This is a genomic window from Buttiauxella sp. 3AFRM03, from assembly GCF_003675305.1.
Lineage (GTDB): Bacteria > Pseudomonadota > Gammaproteobacteria > Enterobacterales > Enterobacteriaceae > Buttiauxella > Buttiauxella ferragutiae.
The window spans coordinates 589622-605425 of the sequence record NZ_CP033076.1 but is presented as its reverse complement, the minus strand read 5'-3'; the positions used below and the strand labels follow the sequence as shown (position 1 = coordinate 605425).

The window sequence follows — 15804 nt, the reverse complement described above, 5'->3', positions numbered from 1 at the left end:
CAATTACGCTTGTGAAACGCTAATATTTGTAGGTTGCGTTCAAAAAATTTGTGAGCAAAGAAATGTGGTCAGAATACTCGCTGGAAGTCATCGATGCGGTAGCGCGCAATGGCAGCTTCAGCGGTGCAGCACAAGAGTTGCACCGCGTTCCGTCTGCCATTAGTTATACGGTGCGGCAACTCGAAGATTGGTTAGCCGTTCCGCTATTCGAACGTCGTCATCGGGATGTTGAATTAACCCCTGCTGGCGTCTTTTTTCTCAAAGAAGGCCGCTCTGTTATCAAAAAAATGATGACGACACGGCAACAGTGCCAACAGATCGCCAATGGATGGCGTGGTCACCTGGCGATTGCAGTTGATAACATTGTAAAACCGGAGCGAACGCGGCAACTGGTGCTGGATTTCTATCGCCATTTTCCTGATATCGAATTACGTATCTTTCAGGAAGTGTTCAACGGCGTGTGGGATGCGCTGGCGGATGGACGCGTAGAAGTGGCGATTGGCGCGACTCAGGCGATTCCGGTTGGGGGGCGTTATGCCTTCCGTGATATGGGAACGTTGAGCTGGCGTTGCGTGGTGGCTTCCTCGCACCCACTGGCACAGTGCGATGGGACGTTAAGCGATGATGACCTGCGTGCCTGGCCATCGCTAGTTCTGGAAGATACTTCGCGTTCATTACCAAAACGAATTACCTGGCTGTTAGATAACCAGCGCCGCGTGGTAGTGCCTGATTGGGCGTCCGGTTCGGATTGCTTGAGCGCGGGGTTGTGTATCGGCATGGTGCCGTTACATATTGCCAAACCGTGGGTTGCTTCAGGGAAATGGCGCGAATTAACGCTGGATAATCCATTCCCTGACGCGGCATGTTGCCTGACATGGCAGCAAAACGATGCATCGCCAGCGTTGGCCTGGCTGTTGGATTACTTAGGCGATAGTGACACGATGAATCAGGAGTGGCTACAGGAGCCGCTGTAAGTCTGCTGGATGTCGCTTGCGCGACATCCGACACACACTTAGCGGCGATAATCGCGAAACGGGCCATCAGCCACAGAGCGGCGTTCAATCAGACGCGGGTGAACCTCAATCGACTGCGACTCTTCGCGTTTGTTGACGATTCTATCCAGCAGCATATTAAACGCCGTTTCCCCTAGCGAATCTTTCGGCTGGTGGATGGTGGTCAATGCCGGTGAGAAGTAACGCGCGTTGCGTACGTTGTCGTAACCGATAACGGAAATATCCTGCGGTACGCGCAGCCCCATTTCATCAGCAGCGCAAATAGCACCCATCGCCATAATGTCGCCGCCACAGAATACCGCTGTTGGGCGATGAGACTGGCCGATGATCTGCTGCATGGCGCGGTAACCTGATTCAGGTTCAAAGTCTCCCTGAACAATCCAGTTTTCCGGAATGGAAATTCCCGCTTCTTCCAGTGCTTTCATAAAGCCTGCATGGCGGCCGCCACCGGTGTTACGTTCCATTTGCCCGGGAATGGCGCCAATTTCGCGGTGGCCGCGTTCAATCAAATAACGTCCAGCAAGATAACCGCCGTGGAAAGCGTTATCGACCACGGAGTCGGTGAAATCGGCACGAGCCTCGCCCCAGTCCATCACCACCATAGGGATGTGACGGTACTCTTCAAGCATGGTGAGCAATGATTCAGGATATTCAGAGCACATCACTAACAGGCCATCGACACGCTTTTGTGCCATCATCGATAAGTAAGCGCGCTGCTTTTCAAAGTTGTTGTGCGCGTTGCCCAAAATCAGGGTGTAGCCTTTTTCAAAGCAGCTATTTTCCACCGCTTCGATTATCTCGGCGAAATAGGGTGCTTCACTGGAAGTGGCAAGCAGACCAATCGTTTTGGTGTGATTAACTTTCAGGCTTCGTGCTACGGCGCTTGGCGAGTAGTGCAATTCTTTAATTGCTGCCCACACCGCATTGCGCGTTTCTTCCGCCACAAAACGGGTTTTGTTAATCACATGTGATACGGTTGTAGTGGAAACGTTTGCGCGCTTCGCCACGTCCTTGATTGTCGCCATTAAAATTCACTCCGGGCTATATCGTAAACCCTTGATTGCTATTATGTTAAACGTTTGCGTACGCTGACTCCACAGGCAACATGATGGTTGCAGGTATGCCGGGATTGCGACATAAAACGGGAGGAGGGCATTGAATTGACGATACGCAACAAATTAGCGAGGGATTTTGGCCTATCCAGGCGAAAAGTGGAAGAGGGAAAATTGATATCAGATTAAAACCTGGAGGATTTTTATCTCTGGTTGTGGGAAAATCACCCTGACACATCGATTGTATGGATATAAAAGGAGTTTAATGATGAGCACCGATTTGAAATTTTCAATCACGACGACGGTAATTGTTTTGGCTTTGATTGTTTTCGGCGCACTAACTGCCGTACTGCACTGATTTTTACGCTTTGATCAAGATGGGCCGCAAATCGCGGCCCATTTACTTTTGCATTAAGCTGCTAAATTCTTCGCAACAAACGCCCAGTTCACCAGCGCCCAGAAATGCTCAAGGTAGCCAGCACGAGCATTGCGGTAGTCGATGTAGTACGCATGTTCCCACACATCCACAGTCAACAGCGGTTTAGCTGCAGTCGTCAGTGGGGTGCCAGCGTTAGAGGTAGAAACAATCGCTAATGCGCCATCTTCCTGTTTAACCAGCCATGTCCAGCCAGCACCGAAGTTCTTGATAGCAGCATCAGTAAATTGCTGCTTGAACTCAGCGAAGCTACCAAAAGATTTATTGATGGCTTCCAGCAGTTCGCCAGTTGGCTCGCCGCCAGCATTTGGTGCCAGGCAGTTCCAGTAGAAAGTGTGGTTCCAGACCTGAGCGGCGTTGTTAAATACGCCACCTTCGGAAGTACGAACGATCTCTTCGAGGGTTTTACCCTCAAACGCGCTGCCTTTAACCAGATTATTCAGGTTAGTGACATAGGTTTGATGGTGTTTACCGTAATGGTATTCCAGGGTTTCGGCGGAGATATGCGGTGCTAAAGCATCTTTTGCATACGGTAGTGCAGGTAGTTCGAACGACATTGCTAACTCCTTATTATTGTTTACATCTAGACAACACTTTTAGTGCGGGTTTAGGGTAACAAATTGAAAGGGTAAGCAAAAGAGGAACACGCCTGCCCAATGAAGGGCAGGCGCAGATTTTCGACGAATTTTTAACGAATGGTTTTGGAGGTCATGACACGTTTAGCGCCAACATAGTGGCGTTGCCAGTAATCTTCGCTCAAGGAAGTGATTTGGATATCCCTGCCCGAACGTGGAGACTGAATGAACTTACCGTTGCCTACATACACGCCTACGTGATCCGCAGTGCCGCGACCTTGTGTACGGAAGAATACCAGGTCACCTGTTTCCAGCTCACCACGATCCACCGAAGAGGCATCACGCAGGTGATACATTTCGTTAGCAGTGCGTGGAATACGGAACTTCACCAAATCTTTATAGGCGTAATAAACCAGACCGCTGCAATCGAAACCGGTACGCGGTGAAGTCCCACCCCAGCGATACGGTTTGCCAATCTGGCCCATCAATTTGTTCATCGCCGTTTTCTGTGCTTTTTGCACCCGGACTTTATGCGCAGCGGCAATCGTCGTTGGTTGCTCTGCTTTGACTTTCACGCAATGCGTTTTATAACCTTTACGAGGTTTACTGCATTTTTCGGTGAGAGCAACAGGCTGGACTTTCGCGAGCTGAGAGGATTTTTTGCGGTCTTTACTGGCAAGATTTTTTGTTTTAGCACTGCTGGAGTTTTTAGCGGTTTTACTCGTTGAGGCAGTGGTTTCTTTTTTCTTGCTGGCTGTTTTGGAGGTGGTGTTGGTTTTCTTGCTGGCGGTAGTGGTTTTATCTTTACTCTTACTGCTCTTTTCTGTGCTCTTGGTTGTGCTTTTCACAACGTGCGCTTTATGCGCCGCCACGGGACGAGCGTGCTCAGACGCCTGCGTCAATGGTGTATACGGCAAGGTAAATAGCAGAGCACAGAGCGTGATAGAAATTTTTGTTATCCGCGCCACTCGACAATCCCCTGGTTAAAATGAATGCATGATAATTACCATCATGCCCGTGTATGATTTTGCGAAACCCGCCGATTCTAATCTATTAAGTGAGATAAAGTTAACAACCTTTTACCTATCGTCGTGCTGTTTCGTAACCAGTCGCAAAAAAAATCATCAAACTTAAGGTCATAAGGTGATTTATTGATCAGGGATAGGGTTAATTCCTGATTTGCAGCTACCGGAAAAGTGTTATTCTTGAGACATGTTATCCCTCCATCGCGTAGTACACAGAAACCCTGCAAAAATTGGTGTTTTCTGGAGAGGGTATCGATCGCTACAATGGCAGGCTACTGCCGAGACCAGGTTTGAGGAAGCAAGCAATGAGCACTATTGAAAAAATCCAACAACAGATTACTGAAAACCCAATCCTTCTTTATATGAAAGGTTCCCCGAAACTGCCTAGCTGTGGTTTCTCAGCCCAGGCTGTGCAGGCGCTGTCTGCCTGTGGTGAGCGTTTCGCCTACGTTGATATTTTGCAGAACCCGGACATCCGTGCTGAGTTGCCAAAATATGCCAACTGGCCGACTTTCCCGCAATTGTGGGTTGATGGCGAGCTGGTTGGCGGTTGCGACATCATCATTGAGATGTATCAACGTGGTGAATTGCAGGCGCTGATTAAAGAATCTGCTGCTAAGCATAAATCTGAAGAGCCAGACGCAGAGTAATTTGCTGCTGGGATAAGTGAAGGCTGAAATGTCTTCGCTTATTGTTTTTAATGGTTCATCACGTGTAGCGTGATGAACCATTTTACTTTACTGGCGGTGATCTTTTTAAGACCGTGCCGTATTCGTTAGAGCCGCCATGACCAATTCGAAAAGTTCTGCTACGCGGTTTGTTGAGCCGTTTGCTCCCCGAATATATGCTTCTTCTTTATGCTCTGGAAGATTTGATGCTGCATAGATTATGAATGGTGTTCTGTTGTTTGCAGCTCGAAGCTTGTCAAGTAACACATACCCTTCCCGTGGTCCTTCCTTTCTGCCCATATCGGAAATTATCGCATCAAAGTTATTTTCAGCAATAAGTCCCAAAGCCTCTTGAGTGGAAAGTGCCAGTGTAAATTCAATCCCTTGGGCTTCAAAAGCTTTCCGCTCATAAATATTATTATCTGGACGGTCGTCTACCCATAAGATTCTGTGCTTGGATTTTGCAGTAGTTGCGAGCATTGATGAGGTTGATACAGCATTAATGATCTTTTTGAACTGTGAATCTTCTAATGCCGCATTATCTCCAGGGTTTTTGGCTGTGGCTGCTGCCAAAGAGGCAATTGTCATCATTTGCGCTTTCAGGAAGTTGTCTTCGTCTTTGAAGTCGGAAGGGCCATAAAGCTTATTATGGTGTTTTGCAACCAACCATAAAAAACCCAGAAATACTAATATAGGGAAGAAAACCATAAAATAGATTAAAGGAACTATATGGTCCGAAAGATTGTTGCCCAAGCCCACGACTAATGAGGCAAAACCATAAACCAGCACTATAAATAGAGCAATTATGCCCAAAGGGCTTTTGGTGAATCCTTTAGCAGATTCAGCAAATTTGTTGATTTCCATAACCAGTTACCCTCATGGTTCGTGCAAATAAAGAACCAAACACCTTAGGCTTCAGAATTCGGCTGTTCTGGCAACGGCAGCGGCCAGCCACCTAAACGCTTCCAGCGATTCACTATCTCGCAAAATAGCTGCGCGGTTTGCTCGGTATCATAAAGTGCAGAGTGCGCCTGGCTGCTATCAAACGGCATACCAGCAGCAATACACGCTTTCGCCAGCACCGTTTGGCCTAATGCCAGTCCGCTCAGTGCGGCGGTATCAAAGGTGACAAACGGATGAAAAGGGTTACGTTTTAATGACGCGCGTTCTGCCGCGGCCATCATAAAGCTGTGATCAAAGGTGGCATTGTGCGCCACCATAATTGCACGGTTACACCCGCTGTCTTTGATGCCTTTGCGCACCATCTTAAAAATCGCATGTAGCGCGTCATATTCACTGACGGCACCACGCAACGGGTTGTGCGGGTCAATACCATTGAAGGCCAGCGCTTCAGGCTGAAGGATAGCGCCTTCGAAAGGTTCGACATGGAAATGCAGGGTTTCATCAGGCATTAACCAGCCGTCCTGATCCATCTTCAAGGTGATGGCAGCGACTTCCAGTAAAGCATCGGTTTTCGCGTTAAACCCAGCGGTTTCAACGTCAATGACTACCGGATAAAAACCACGAAAGCGGTCACACAGGCCTTGCAGTTGCGTGTTGTCAGACATCAGGATCTCTTAATACGGGGAAAAAGCAGCGCGCATTATGGCAAATTTTAAGAAGGGAAGCTAACGGGCAGGTTTACCGCCCGTTAGTTGAGTATTAGTTACCCAGGCCTTTACCCGCATCTTTGCTCTCGATGAGCTCGATTTTGTAGCCGTCTGGATCTTCAACGAAAGCGATAACGGTGGAGCCGCCTTTTACCGGGCCAGCTTCACGGGTTACATTGCCACCGTTGTTGCGAATACGCTCGCAAGCTTCGGCGGCATTATCAACGCTCAATGCGATATGGCCGTAGGCGTTGCCCAGATCGTAGCTCTCGGTACCCCAGTTATAAGTCAGTTCGATAACGGCTTCTTCGGTTTCCGGGCCGTAGCCAACAAACGCCAAAGAGTATTTATATTCTGGGTTTTCACTGGTACGCAGCAGGGTCATGCCCAGTACGTTGGTGTAAAAATTGATAGAGCGTTGCAGATCGCCAACGCGCAGCATGGTATGAAGTAAGCGCATAAATTCCTCTTTTCCCCTTCATTCTTCAAGTTGTGACGGTGTTGGCTGCACTCACTCACCCCAGTCATTTACTCAAGTAAGCTCCCGGGGATTCCTGAGCTTGCCGCCTGGCCACAACTAGAATTATTTGGGTAAAATTAAAGGGTTAATTTCTAAATGTGAGGGTAAGTATAGCGGCGAATTCACGCCGCTATCAATCGACAGGTCTTATAAAGTTGGGTAATCGGTATAACCTTCAGCACCGCCGCCATAGAAGGTTTCAGGACGTTGGGCGTTGAGTTCGGCATTGTGATGCAGGCGTTCGACCAAATCCGGATTGGCGATGTAATCGCGGCCAAAAGCGACAGCGTCGATTAAACCTTTCTCGATTAACGACTCCGCTTTCTCTGGGGTATAAGCGCCCGCGCCGATGATCACGCCGTTGAAACGTTCACGCACTTTCAGGCGGAACTCTTCGCTATACGGTTTGCCGCCAGCCCAGTCAGGCTCTGACATGTGCAGATAAGCGATGCCGCGCTTGTTCAATTCTTCAATCAGATACAACGCATCGGCTTCTTCATCCGGGCCGTTATCCACGTTCTGGAATGAACCGATTGGCGAGACGCGGATACCAATTCGGTCGGCACTCCATTCTTTGCTCACGGCATCGACCACTTCCAGTACCAGACGCGCACGGTTTTCGCGGCTACCGCCATATTCGTCCGTACGATGGTTGGAGGTCGGTGACAGGAACTGGTGCAGCAAATAACCGTGCGCGGAGTGCAGTTCGACCATGTCAAAACCGGCATCACGGGCGTTACCTACCGCCTGACGGAAATCATTGACGATGCCCGGGATTTCATTCAGCTCAAGCGCACGTGGCAAAGAGGTGTCGACGCGAATGGCGTGGCCATTTTCATCACGCAGTGAGGTGCGCGTACCGGCAGAAATTGCCGATGGCGCGACAGGCGCTTGCTGGCCTGGCTGAATGCTGGAGTGAGAGATACGGCCGGTGTGCCAGAGTTGTACCGCAATGCGACCTTTTGCCGCATGAACACCGGCGGTGATTTTCTTCCACGCAGCGATTTGCTCATCGCTGTGCAGACCGGGTGCGCCTTCATAACCTTTAGCTTGCGCAGAAATTTGCGTGGCTTCACTGATGATAAGGCCGGAGCTTGCGCGCTGGCGATAATATTCGCCCATCAATGGGGTTGGGATATCGCCAGGCACAATGCTGCGAAGACGAGTTAATGGCGCCATAAAAATGCGGTTTGGTGTGGTAATGGCACCGACTTTCAGTGGGGTAAATAATTTATCTGCTGACATGGGTTATCCTTTGAATAGACCGGTCGTCTAGTAATTGAGTAAATAAAAAAGCCTGTCAGGAGACAGGCTCCGCTAATAATTGGCTAACGTGGGCGAGGGCGCATTCCAGCGGTATCGCGCTACGTGAAATTTTCGCCTGTAAGCTGGCTCCCAGCCACAGGGCATAAATCACTTGTGCCTGGCTTAACGCCGAGTCGGTTAATTTAAGGCTTGATTCGGCATGCCCCTTCTCCAGTGCATCTGCAATCTGGGAAACGATTTGCGCCGAACCTTTATTTAAGGCTGTGCGCATATCTTCTGAAAGGTCACACACTTCAGCCGAAAGTTTAACCGTCAAACAACTGATCAGGCTGCCATGTTGCGAAAACCAGGTGACAGTTTCCTGATACCAGGCGATTAATTTCTCACGGTAATTCCCGCTGTCTTGCGAAAAATGCTGCTGCAATCGCAGGTTATAAGCGGTGTAATACCTCTCCAGCATCGCCACGCCAAACGCCTCTTTTGAGCGAAAGTAGTGATAGAAGGAACCTTTCGGTACTTCGGCGGTGCTTAACAGTTCGCTTAATCCCATGCCAGTAAACCCACGTTGCAGACAAAGCTGCTCGCCGGTAGCAAGAAGATGTTCACGAGTGTCATGTGCGGGATGTCTGTTCATGGAAAGAACTGTAATAGACCAGTCGGTCTAATGCAAGTATCAGGTGGCAGAATTTTTACGATATTTTTGTGGTTACGGAACAGCGAGGCGTAGTCTTTATAAAATACGGAAGCCACCAGAATAATGATTAGCAGACCCGCCAGTACGCCAACGGTGCGCGATAGCAGGGTGTACCACCAACGCGAAGGTTTGATTTTAATCGTGGCCAAAAACACTGCGCATACAATACCGGTGAGCCCAGTCCACATCAGTAATTGCGGTGTAACCAAAGTCACGACGTTGGTCATCATGTTTTTGTCGATAACTGCGCCACAGGTGAACATAAAATAGTTACAGGCCGCGCAGCCAGGCACCAAAATCACCAGTAATGGTTTACGCAACCACGGCAGGTTAATCAGGCTAAAGATTATCAACCAGGCGCTAAATAAAACCACTGGCACCGAAATGGCGAAAATCCAGCTGTGGAACGAATTTGGTTCAATAATTTCCCAGCTGCGTTTGATCAACAAGAAATTGATTATGGTGAAGAAGAACGCGCAGTAGAGATTAAACTTTGAATCGTTACACTGTAACTTTTTCAGGGTTTCCATGACAGCCATAAGTGCTCATAAGTAATGGGCACAGACTAAAGAATGAAGATTAGGTGAACCTTAATTTAAGCAAAACGGTCATCGTCCGCTATTCGGGATACGTGTTGAGAATATTCACCGCCGCGCTTGCAACATTTTGGATGAAGGGCTTCAATTGAAATAACACAAGATTACGGGGGTGAGGGTGTCTGAACAGCTAGAGTTTTTCCCGATACAAAGCCCATGTCGCGGGATCTGCCAGTCGGATGAGCGCGGCTTTTGCCGTGGTTGTATGCGTAGCCGCGATGAGCGTTTTCAGTGGCAGCAAATGAGCGATGGGCAAAAGCAGGAAGTACTGCGCTTATGCCGCCAGAGATTGATACGCAAATTACGCGCAAGCAAGTCCACTCCCCCCGAAGAACCGCAGCAACCCTCACTTTTTTAATTCGCTGATCTCGCTATACTCACTCGCAGAATTCGTTTCTTACTGAGGATAGGCTTTATGGTACAGCGCACTACGATTTCCCCGCAGGGACCTGAGTTTTCTCGGCTTGTTATGGGCTATTGGCGTTTGATGGAATGGAACATGTCCGCTCGCCAGCTGGCCAGTTTTATCGAAGAACATGTCGACCTGGGAATCACTACAGCCGATCACGCCGATATTTACGGTGGTTATCAGTGCGAAGCTGCCTTTGGCGATGCGATGCGCCTGGTGCCACACCTACGGCAGAAAATGGAAATTGTCACCAAGTGCGGGATTGCCACCACCGCAAATCCAGGCCATGCACTGGGACACTACATTACTGACAAATCACACATCATCAGCAGTGCCGACTCTTCACTGCAAAAACTGGCTACCGACTACCTCGATTTGCTGTTAATTCACCGCCCGGATCCGCTTATGGATGCTGACGAAGTGGCTGAGGCGTTTACCTCGCTGCATCAGAGCGGCAAAGTGCGCCATTTTGGTGTCTCTAACTTCACTCCTGCGCAATTTAGTCTGCTGCAATCACGTCTGCCGTTTACGCTGGCGACTAACCAGGTAGAGATTTCCCCAGTGCATCAGCCAACGATTCTTGATGGCACGCTGGATCAATGCCAGCAACTGCGCATCCATCCTATGGCGTGGTCATGCCTGGGCGGCGGGAGCTTGTTTAATGATGAAACTTTCCAACCGTTGCGTGATGAGCTGCGTGCTGTGGGAGATGAACTGGGGGCGGAAACTATCGAACAAGTGGTTTATGCCTGGGTGATGCGTTTACCCGCGAAGCCGTTGCCAATTATCGGCTCCGGTAAGATTGAGCGCGTACGTTCAGCGATTCACTCTTTAAGCCTCGATATGAACCGCCAACAGTGGTTCCGCATTCGTAAAGCTGCGCTGGGTTACGACGTGCCATAACCACAAAAATAGCGATCTCCCGGAGCATTCGACTGGTATGGCCTATGCTTAACAGGCTGAAAGTCAATCCGGGAGATATTATGAAGCGAATTAGTCTGGCTTTTCTTACGCTATTTAGCTGTGCTGCTGTTCAGGCTGCCAGCACTGAAGTGCAAATGAATCTCGTCACGTCAAAGGGAATTGACCATTCTCTTGGCACGGTGAAAATAACCGAAACCGATAAAGGGCTGGTTTTCGCGCCCGATCTTCGAACTCTTCCTCCTGGTGAACATGGTTTTCACGTTCACGCCAATGGCAGTTGTGACCCCGGAATGAAAAACGGTAAACCTTCGGCTGCTGAGGCCGCTGGTGGTCACCTTGATCCTGACAAAACCGGTAAGCATATGGGGCCGATGGGGGTTGGACACTTGGGTGATTTACCGGTGTTGGTGGTCGATAATGATGGCAGCGCAACTGAACCAGTCACGGCACCGCGCATGAAAACCCTTGATGAAGTCAAAGGTAAGGCGCTGATGGTTCATGTTGACGGCGATAATATGTCCGATCAACCTAAACCGCTAGGTGGTGGTGGTGCGCGTTACGCCTGCGGTGTAATTCAATAAACTCAGTGGCTGCCTGCCAGCGTTCCGGCAGGTGGCGCTTGTTCTAGCTGTGAAAGAGAGCAGTAAAGCCGCCAGATGATCCCCGCCAGTTCGCGCGCTGCCGGATTATGATGATGCGAGAGTGTTTCCGACATCCGCTGCAATTCCTGCAACGAGGTGGCTAAAGAACGTTGTTGAACCCCACGCTCGCTCATCACGTCACGCAAAGTATGAATGCACACATCACGTACCTGAGAAAGCGGGTCCGAGCGAGTTTCCCATCCGCGTAATTGCCAGACAACATGCGAACAATTTAGCAACACCACACCCCAACGCAGTAGCCAGCGGCGTGCCACGTCATCTTTACTGCTACTGAGCTGGCTGATGTGGTGATAAACCAATGACTCAAACTGATTCTCAGAATGTTGCGGTTTACGGCTAAGTTGGTCCACGAAGCCACGGCGCAATGCACGAATATGGCGGCGGCCTTTGCGCGTATCAGAACCGGGGCGCAGCACCGAAAACGCAACCCACGACAGCCCCACGCCAATCACTTTTGCCAGGTTGTCATTCAGAAAATCAGCGAAGTCATAGACTGGCGGATTGGTGACGGCAATAAACGACCCCATGAAAACTATCAGTTGTCCCCACAATCCAGCTAGCTTGGGTTGCTGTAGCTTCAGTAACTGCATGGTTGCCAACAGCGGCAGTAAGAAAACAAGGAATTGCCACAGATCGGTGATTTGCACCATCAGGCCAAATTTGACCAGGAAGCTGAACACCGAAAGCCACAATAAGGTGCGCATTAGCAGGGTCAGCGAATTCAACGGCGATGGTACTGACGAGTAGAGCACACAACTAATGGCCGCCAGTGATAACGCACCACTCCCGGCGTCCCATTGGGTGCTGATACACCAGGCACCAGTAACGGTGATCACACAAAACGTGCGCAAAGCACTCCAGACCGCTTCGGTATTGTCGGTATGACGAGCCAGTGGCGGTGTTTTTGGCGGGCTTAATTCAGCGACCGGCGTGGCATTTTCCAGCTCGCGTAACCAGCGACTGCTGTTGAGATAGAGCCAGCAAAAGTAGCGCAGGCGATGCCAGAATGCCTGATGCCGATAATCATCTTCAGTACTGGGGGCGATCTGCGCAAGCAGTCGTGCAATGGTGTACTTATGAACTTCTTCCCGCGCCAACTCTTTGATTAAAGCTTCGAGAACTGGCCACAAATTTTCAGGTGGGTTTGGCCAGTTCATCAACATCCGGCGCAGGCTGGAGATCACACTGGTCAGGCGCAATTGCTGATGAATGAGGTAGTTAAGCAAATTGTTCTGGCGGCGGAAACGATAATGGCTCCAGAATGCCTGAATCCTGAGTAAATTCATGGTCAGAATTTGCCCAATTACACCTTCATGCGCGGTGCGGATGGCATCGGTGGTTTCTGGTTTCCACAGCATAGATGCGTGTTCTAACAGCCGGGCGTGCATATTCCGCAGAGCTGTCAGCAGGGTGGTGCCATCCGATGTGCTGGGTAGCACCATCATCATAAATGCCCCACTCAAAATCCCGACGATCACTTCGCAAACACGCGCTTGAGTGATATCCCAAAGTTGCGTGGTATCGACGGTATTCACCATAGGGAAAGCGATGATTGCGGCGGTGTAACCTGCCAGCATAAACGCATAGGCAACGTTATTCTGGAAATGACTTGAACTCCACGTACACAGCGCCAGCCAGGACGCCATTGCGAAGGTAAACAGCCAGGGGTCGTTCAGCGTATTCCCCGCGATGATTAGCGAAGCCGTCGCACCAATCAGGCTGCCGGCAACACGCCCCAAACTTTTACTGACTACACCGCCTACGGTGGGAAAACTGACCACCGCCGCTGAAGTCATCGCCCAGTACGGTTCGTCCAGATCGAGATAATAGGCAATAGTTAATGCGAGACACATCGCAATAGCGTTACGCAGCGCATAACGCCATTGCCCGGCATTCGCCTTTCCCCACGGGGTGTTTTGCCATTGCAGGGCGGAGAGTTTCATCAGCCGATTAATGCTTTATGGTAACTGTGCAGGTGGTGCCGGAAACCAGCGTAACGCCTTCGGGAATTCTATCTAATTTGATGCGCACCGGAACGCGCTGGGCGAGGCGCACCCACGGCACATTGGGTTTGATATCTGGAACTAAATTGCTGTCGCTTTCCACGCTTTGATCGTAGATAGCGCGGCCGATACTTTGCACTTTGCCGCTTAGCGGGACATGGCCGCTGTACAGCACAATCTGCGTAGTGTCACCGGGTTGGATATGGCGCAGCTTGGTTTCTTCAAAGTAACCGACCACGTAAAAAGAGTGGCTGTCGATAAGCGCAAAGACCGGTTGACCCACAGTGGCATAGTTACCGGTACGGGTCGAGAGATTGGTGACCCAACCATCAACTGGCGCGCTGACGGTTGTTTGAGTCAGTTGCCATTTCGCGTGCTCAAGTGTGGCTTCGGCAGCTTTAACTGCGGCTTGTTCGGCTTTGACATTGATATTCGCCGTATCCATATCTTCAGCAGAAATATAATTACGCGGTAAATTTCTGCGGCGTAATGCTTCATTGCTGGCTTTCGCCAGTTCAGACTGAGTTTGGGCTAGCTGCGCTTGTGCATTGAGTTGGGCAATGTGATAAGGCGTGGGGTCAATAGTGAACAGCACGGTGCCCGCTTTAACGAACTGGTTATCTTCGACATTCAACTGAGTAATGGTTCCCGACACCTGAGGGGTGATGCTGACTTGTTCGGCACGCACTTTCCCATCTCGCGTCCACGGGGATTGCATGTAATAATTCCACAACATCCAGCCAACAATAATGGCGACAGCGAAAATCAGCAGCGTGGAGAAGTACTTTATTGTTTTCATGTTATTGCTTACCACATCACTAAAATGACAAGTCCTGCGCTAACGGACAGCGAAAATAACGACAAATCCATTAATGTCGGATGCCAGATATCGCCGGAATACATCCAGTCACGCAGCAAATGATGCAGAATGAGCCAGATAAAAAAGCCAAGGATAACGGCTTTGAAAAGAGGGGGAAAGTAGATGGAAGCCCCGACAACCAAGTCCTGAAGAGGTAAGCCTGATGTTATAAAACTGAATATCACGTCAGATAATCCTTTAAATTACTGGGGATGACTGCCGTTTCCCCTGACTTAGTTGTAAACTAAAAGTATAGCTGGTTGCTTAACATCAGCAAAAGTAAGGAATTTAATTTTTCAATGAATGCCTGCACAATAGTTTAAAATCAGTATAATAAGTTAGCAAGCTAATTATAAGGAGATGAAATTGGAATCGCCACTAGGATCAGATCTGGCAAGGTTAGTGCGCATTTGGCGTGCTCTGATTGACCATCGTCTAAAACCTCTGGAGTTGACACAGACGCATTGGGTTACGCTGCACAATATTCATCAGTTGCCGCCCGAGCAGTCACAGATTCAGTTGGCGAAAGCGATTGGTATCGAACAACCCTCATTGGTCAGAACGCTCGACCAGCTTGAAGAGAAAGGGCTTATTTCACGTCAAACCTGCGCGAATGACCGCAGGGCAAAACGTATTAAGCTTACTGAACGCGCTGAGCCAATCATCAATGAGATGGAAACGGTGATTAAAAAAACGCGCAATGAGATTTTGTTGGGGATCAGTTCCGACGAGCAAGCGCTACTTCTTGATCTGATTAATCGACTGGAACAAAACATCGTTCATCTTCAGACTAAAGAGTAATTTCTCTCAGTAAGCCTCATCTCTCGGTGAGGCTTACTCTTTAGCAAACTTCGCGCTACAAACTTTGTTCCACCGCAATAAAGTAGGGCGACCTGCAAGCAAGCCACCTCTTCATTATTAATTTGGTGATACAGTCGTTTGGCTGCCGTTGCTGGCGATTCTTACACGTTGACCAGCAGCAAACTGGGTCTTACCTTGTTTTTGCACGACCAGAATAGTATTGCCATCATCTTTACGGATTTCCAGCTCAACACCATCAGTTTTGTTGATGGCGCTCTGGACGCTCTGACCCGCTACGCCACCTGCCACAGCACCTGCAGCTGTAGCCAGTGAACGGCCCGAACCGCCGCCGACAGTATTACCTAGGAAACCACCCAGAACTGCACCACCAATCGCGCCCATCACATTTGAATCATTGCCAGCCTGGATTTGTACCGGGCGAGTGGAGACCAATGTGCCGTAAGTTACGCTTTGAACTTGCTTAGCATCTGAGGCGCTATACACATCGCCTGAAAGCGTACTGGTGTTAGCGCAACCAGCCAAAGTTAAACCTACTAACGAGACCGCCAGTATACGTGAAATCATTTGTGACTCTCCTGATCATCTTAAAACGCCCAACCGAGCATCCATCGGGCCTAATTATATGGTATTTAGGTGCCGAATTTAATATTAGTTCAGCCACATGGTCGCA

20 protein-coding genes are annotated in these 15804 nt (G+C 49.5%); 7 read left to right on the top strand and 13 right to left on the bottom strand.

Features of this window, described 5'->3' with window-relative positions; genetic code table 11:
* Positions 1-62 precede the first annotated feature (62 nt).
* Positions 63-974, top strand: a complete 912-nt coding sequence (gene punR, locus D8682_RS04085) for a DNA-binding transcriptional activator PunR (RefSeq protein WP_121813587.1) — start codon at positions 63-65, stop codon at positions 972-974.
* Positions 975-1012: 38 nt separating this feature from the next.
* On the opposite strand, the gene purR is transcribed toward punR, so the two are convergent.
* Positions 1013-2038: an HTH-type transcriptional repressor PurR gene (gene purR, locus D8682_RS04080; RefSeq protein ID WP_064546241.1), complete on the bottom strand. Its 1026-nt coding sequence runs from the start codon at positions 2036-2038 to the stop codon at positions 1013-1015.
* A gap of 292 nt (positions 2039-2330) precedes the next feature.
* On the opposite strand from purR, the gene D8682_RS27410 reads away from it, so the two are divergent.
* On the top strand, positions 2331-2423 hold the full coding sequence (locus D8682_RS27410; protein WP_202914370.1) for a YnhF family membrane protein: 93 nt from the start codon (positions 2331-2333) through the stop codon (positions 2421-2423).
* Positions 2424-2476: 53 nt separating this feature from the next.
* Here D8682_RS27410 and sodB read toward each other — a convergent pair whose 3' ends face one another.
* Together sodB and D8682_RS04065 are read right to left on the bottom strand one after the other, a co-directional pair.
* Positions 2477-3058 (bottom strand): superoxide dismutase [Fe], encoded by a 582-nt coding sequence (sodB, locus tag D8682_RS04070; protein WP_064546243.1) that lies wholly within the window; start codon positions 3056-3058, stop codon positions 2477-2479.
* A 131-nt stretch (positions 3059-3189) separates the two neighbouring features.
* Entirely contained in the window at positions 3190-4044 is an 855-nt protein-coding gene (locus D8682_RS04065; RefSeq protein WP_121813586.1) for a C40 family peptidase, read from the bottom strand.
* A gap of 362 nt (positions 4045-4406) precedes the next feature.
* On the opposite strand from D8682_RS04065, the gene D8682_RS04060 reads away from it, so the two are divergent.
* On the top strand, positions 4407-4751 hold the full coding sequence (locus tag D8682_RS04060; protein WP_064511765.1) for a Grx4 family monothiol glutaredoxin: 345 nt from the start codon (positions 4407-4409) through the stop codon (positions 4749-4751).
* A 105-nt stretch (positions 4752-4856) separates the two neighbouring features.
* Here the strand turns inward: D8682_RS04060 and D8682_RS04055 are convergent, their stop codons facing one another.
* From D8682_RS04055 to D8682_RS04030, 6 genes are all read right to left on the bottom strand, one after another.
* Positions 4857-5633 (bottom strand): response regulator, encoded by a 777-nt coding sequence (locus D8682_RS04055; protein ID WP_121813585.1) that lies wholly within the window; start codon positions 5631-5633, stop codon positions 4857-4859.
* 44 nt (positions 5634-5677) lie between these two features.
* Entirely contained in the window at positions 5678-6337 is a 660-nt protein-coding gene (gene rnt, locus D8682_RS04050) for a ribonuclease T (RefSeq protein ID WP_121813584.1), read from the bottom strand.
* 94 nt (positions 6338-6431) lie between these two features.
* Positions 6432-6839 (bottom strand): lactoylglutathione lyase, encoded by a 408-nt coding sequence (gene gloA / locus D8682_RS04045; protein ID WP_064546252.1) that lies wholly within the window; start codon positions 6837-6839, stop codon positions 6432-6434.
* A gap of 207 nt (positions 6840-7046) precedes the next feature.
* Positions 7047-8144, bottom strand: coding sequence for an alkene reductase (locus D8682_RS04040; RefSeq protein ID WP_064546254.1), 1098 nt, complete (start codon positions 8142-8144; stop codon positions 7047-7049).
* A 55-nt stretch (positions 8145-8199) separates the two neighbouring features.
* A complete protein-coding gene (locus D8682_RS04035; RefSeq protein WP_121813583.1) occupies positions 8200-8799 on the bottom strand; it encodes a TetR/AcrR family transcriptional regulator in 600 nt (199 codons plus the stop codon).
* Positions 8796-9398 (bottom strand): phosphoethanolamine transferase domain-containing protein, encoded by a 603-nt coding sequence (locus tag D8682_RS04030; RefSeq protein ID WP_064546259.1) that lies wholly within the window; start codon positions 9396-9398, stop codon positions 8796-8798. Before D8682_RS04030 ends, D8682_RS04035 begins: the two co-directional genes overlap by 4 nt.
* 175 nt (positions 9399-9573) lie before the next feature.
* On the opposite strand from D8682_RS04030, the gene D8682_RS04025 reads away from it, so the two are divergent.
* The 3 genes from D8682_RS04025 to sodC all read left to right on the top strand — a co-directional run bounded on the left by D8682_RS04025 (position 9574) and on the right by sodC (position 11369).
* Positions 9574-9813: a DUF1289 domain-containing protein gene (locus tag D8682_RS04025; protein ID WP_074388561.1), complete on the top strand. Its 240-nt coding sequence runs from the start codon at positions 9574-9576 to the stop codon at positions 9811-9813.
* Positions 9814-9870: 57 nt separating this feature from the next.
* Complete coding sequence (locus D8682_RS04020; protein ID WP_121813582.1) at positions 9871-10767, top strand: aldo/keto reductase family oxidoreductase; 897 nt, start codon at positions 9871-9873, stop codon at positions 10765-10767.
* Between the two features lie 80 nt (positions 10768-10847).
* Positions 10848-11369 carry a superoxide dismutase [Cu-Zn] SodC gene (sodC, locus tag D8682_RS04015; protein WP_064546567.1) on the top strand — a complete coding sequence of 174 codons (522 nt, stop codon included), beginning with the start codon at positions 10848-10850 and terminating at the stop codon, positions 11367-11369.
* Positions 11370-11371: 2 nt separating this feature from the next.
* Here sodC and D8682_RS04010 read toward each other — a convergent pair whose 3' ends face one another.
* Genes D8682_RS04010 through D8682_RS04000 form a run of 3 tightly spaced genes read right to left on the bottom strand, consistent with a single transcriptional unit; the run spans position 11372 to position 14497 of the window.
* The gene (locus tag D8682_RS04010) at positions 11372-13393 is read right to left on the bottom strand and encodes an FUSC family protein (RefSeq protein ID WP_121813581.1); all 2022 of its coding nucleotides are present in this window, start codon (positions 13391-13393) and stop codon (positions 11372-11374) included.
* Between the two features lie 7 nt (positions 13394-13400).
* A complete protein-coding gene (locus tag D8682_RS04005) occupies positions 13401-14252 on the bottom strand; it encodes an HlyD family secretion protein (protein WP_064546265.1) in 852 nt (283 codons plus the stop codon).
* Positions 14253-14260: 8 nt separating this feature from the next.
* Positions 14261-14497: a DUF1656 domain-containing protein gene (locus D8682_RS04000; protein WP_074388562.1), complete on the bottom strand. Its 237-nt coding sequence runs from the start codon at positions 14495-14497 to the stop codon at positions 14261-14263.
* A 175-nt stretch (positions 14498-14672) separates the two neighbouring features.
* On the opposite strand from D8682_RS04000, the gene slyA reads away from it, so the two are divergent.
* Positions 14673-15113 (top strand): transcriptional regulator SlyA, encoded by a 441-nt coding sequence (slyA, locus tag D8682_RS03995; RefSeq protein WP_064546267.1) that lies wholly within the window; start codon positions 14673-14675, stop codon positions 15111-15113.
* Positions 15114-15230: 117 nt separating this feature from the next.
* Here slyA and slyB read toward each other — a convergent pair whose 3' ends face one another.
* On the bottom strand, positions 15231-15698 hold the full coding sequence (gene slyB, locus D8682_RS03990) for an outer membrane lipoprotein SlyB (RefSeq protein ID WP_064546269.1): 468 nt from the start codon (positions 15696-15698) through the stop codon (positions 15231-15233).
* Positions 15699-15804: the final 106 nt, after the last annotated feature.

Excerpts from the sequence above, each read along its gene's own strand:
- purR (WP_064546241.1), bottom strand. The coding sequence starts at position 2,038 with ATGGCGACAATCAAGGACGTGGCGAAGCGCGCAAACGTTTCCACTACA.
- rnt (WP_121813584.1), bottom strand. The coding sequence starts at position 6,337 with ATGTCTGACAACACGCAACTGCAAGGCCTGTGTGACCGCTTTCGTGGT.
- D8682_RS27410 (WP_202914370.1), top strand. The coding sequence starts at position 2,331 with ATGATGAGCACCGATTTGAAATTTTCAATCACGACGACGGTAATTGTT.
- D8682_RS04040 (WP_064546254.1), bottom strand. The coding sequence starts at position 8,144 with ATGTCAGCAGATAAATTATTTACCCCACTGAAAGTCGGTGCCATTACC.
- D8682_RS04020 (WP_121813582.1), top strand. The coding sequence starts at position 9,871 with ATGGTACAGCGCACTACGATTTCCCCGCAGGGACCTGAGTTTTCTCGG.
- slyB (WP_064546269.1), bottom strand. The coding sequence starts at position 15,698 with ATGATTTCACGTATACTGGCGGTCTCGTTAGTAGGTTTAACTTTGGCT.
- slyA (WP_064546267.1), top strand. The coding sequence starts at position 14,673 with ATGAAATTGGAATCGCCACTAGGATCAGATCTGGCAAGGTTAGTGCGC.
- D8682_RS04005 (WP_064546265.1), bottom strand. The coding sequence starts at position 14,252 with ATGAAAACAATAAAGTACTTCTCCACGCTGCTGATTTTCGCTGTCGCC.
- D8682_RS04030 (WP_064546259.1), bottom strand. The coding sequence starts at position 9,398 with ATGGCTGTCATGGAAACCCTGAAAAAGTTACAGTGTAACGATTCAAAG.
- sodB (WP_064546243.1), bottom strand. The coding sequence starts at position 3,058 with ATGTCGTTCGAACTACCTGCACTACCGTATGCAAAAGATGCTTTAGCA.
- gloA (WP_064546252.1), bottom strand. The coding sequence starts at position 6,839 with ATGCGCTTACTTCATACCATGCTGCGCGTTGGCGATCTGCAACGCTCT.
- punR (WP_121813587.1), top strand. The coding sequence starts at position 63 with ATGTGGTCAGAATACTCGCTGGAAGTCATCGATGCGGTAGCGCGCAAT.
- D8682_RS04055 (WP_121813585.1), bottom strand. The coding sequence starts at position 5,633 with ATGGAAATCAACAAATTTGCTGAATCTGCTAAAGGATTCACCAAAAGC.
- sodC (WP_064546567.1), top strand. The coding sequence starts at position 10,848 with ATGAAGCGAATTAGTCTGGCTTTTCTTACGCTATTTAGCTGTGCTGCT.
- D8682_RS04010 (WP_121813581.1), bottom strand. The coding sequence starts at position 13,393 with ATGAAACTCTCCGCCCTGCAATGGCAAAACACCCCGTGGGGAAAGGCG.
- D8682_RS04035 (WP_121813583.1), bottom strand. The coding sequence starts at position 8,799 with ATGAACAGACATCCCGCACATGACACTCGTGAACATCTTCTTGCTACC.
- D8682_RS04060 (WP_064511765.1), top strand. The coding sequence starts at position 4,407 with ATGAGCACTATTGAAAAAATCCAACAACAGATTACTGAAAACCCAATC.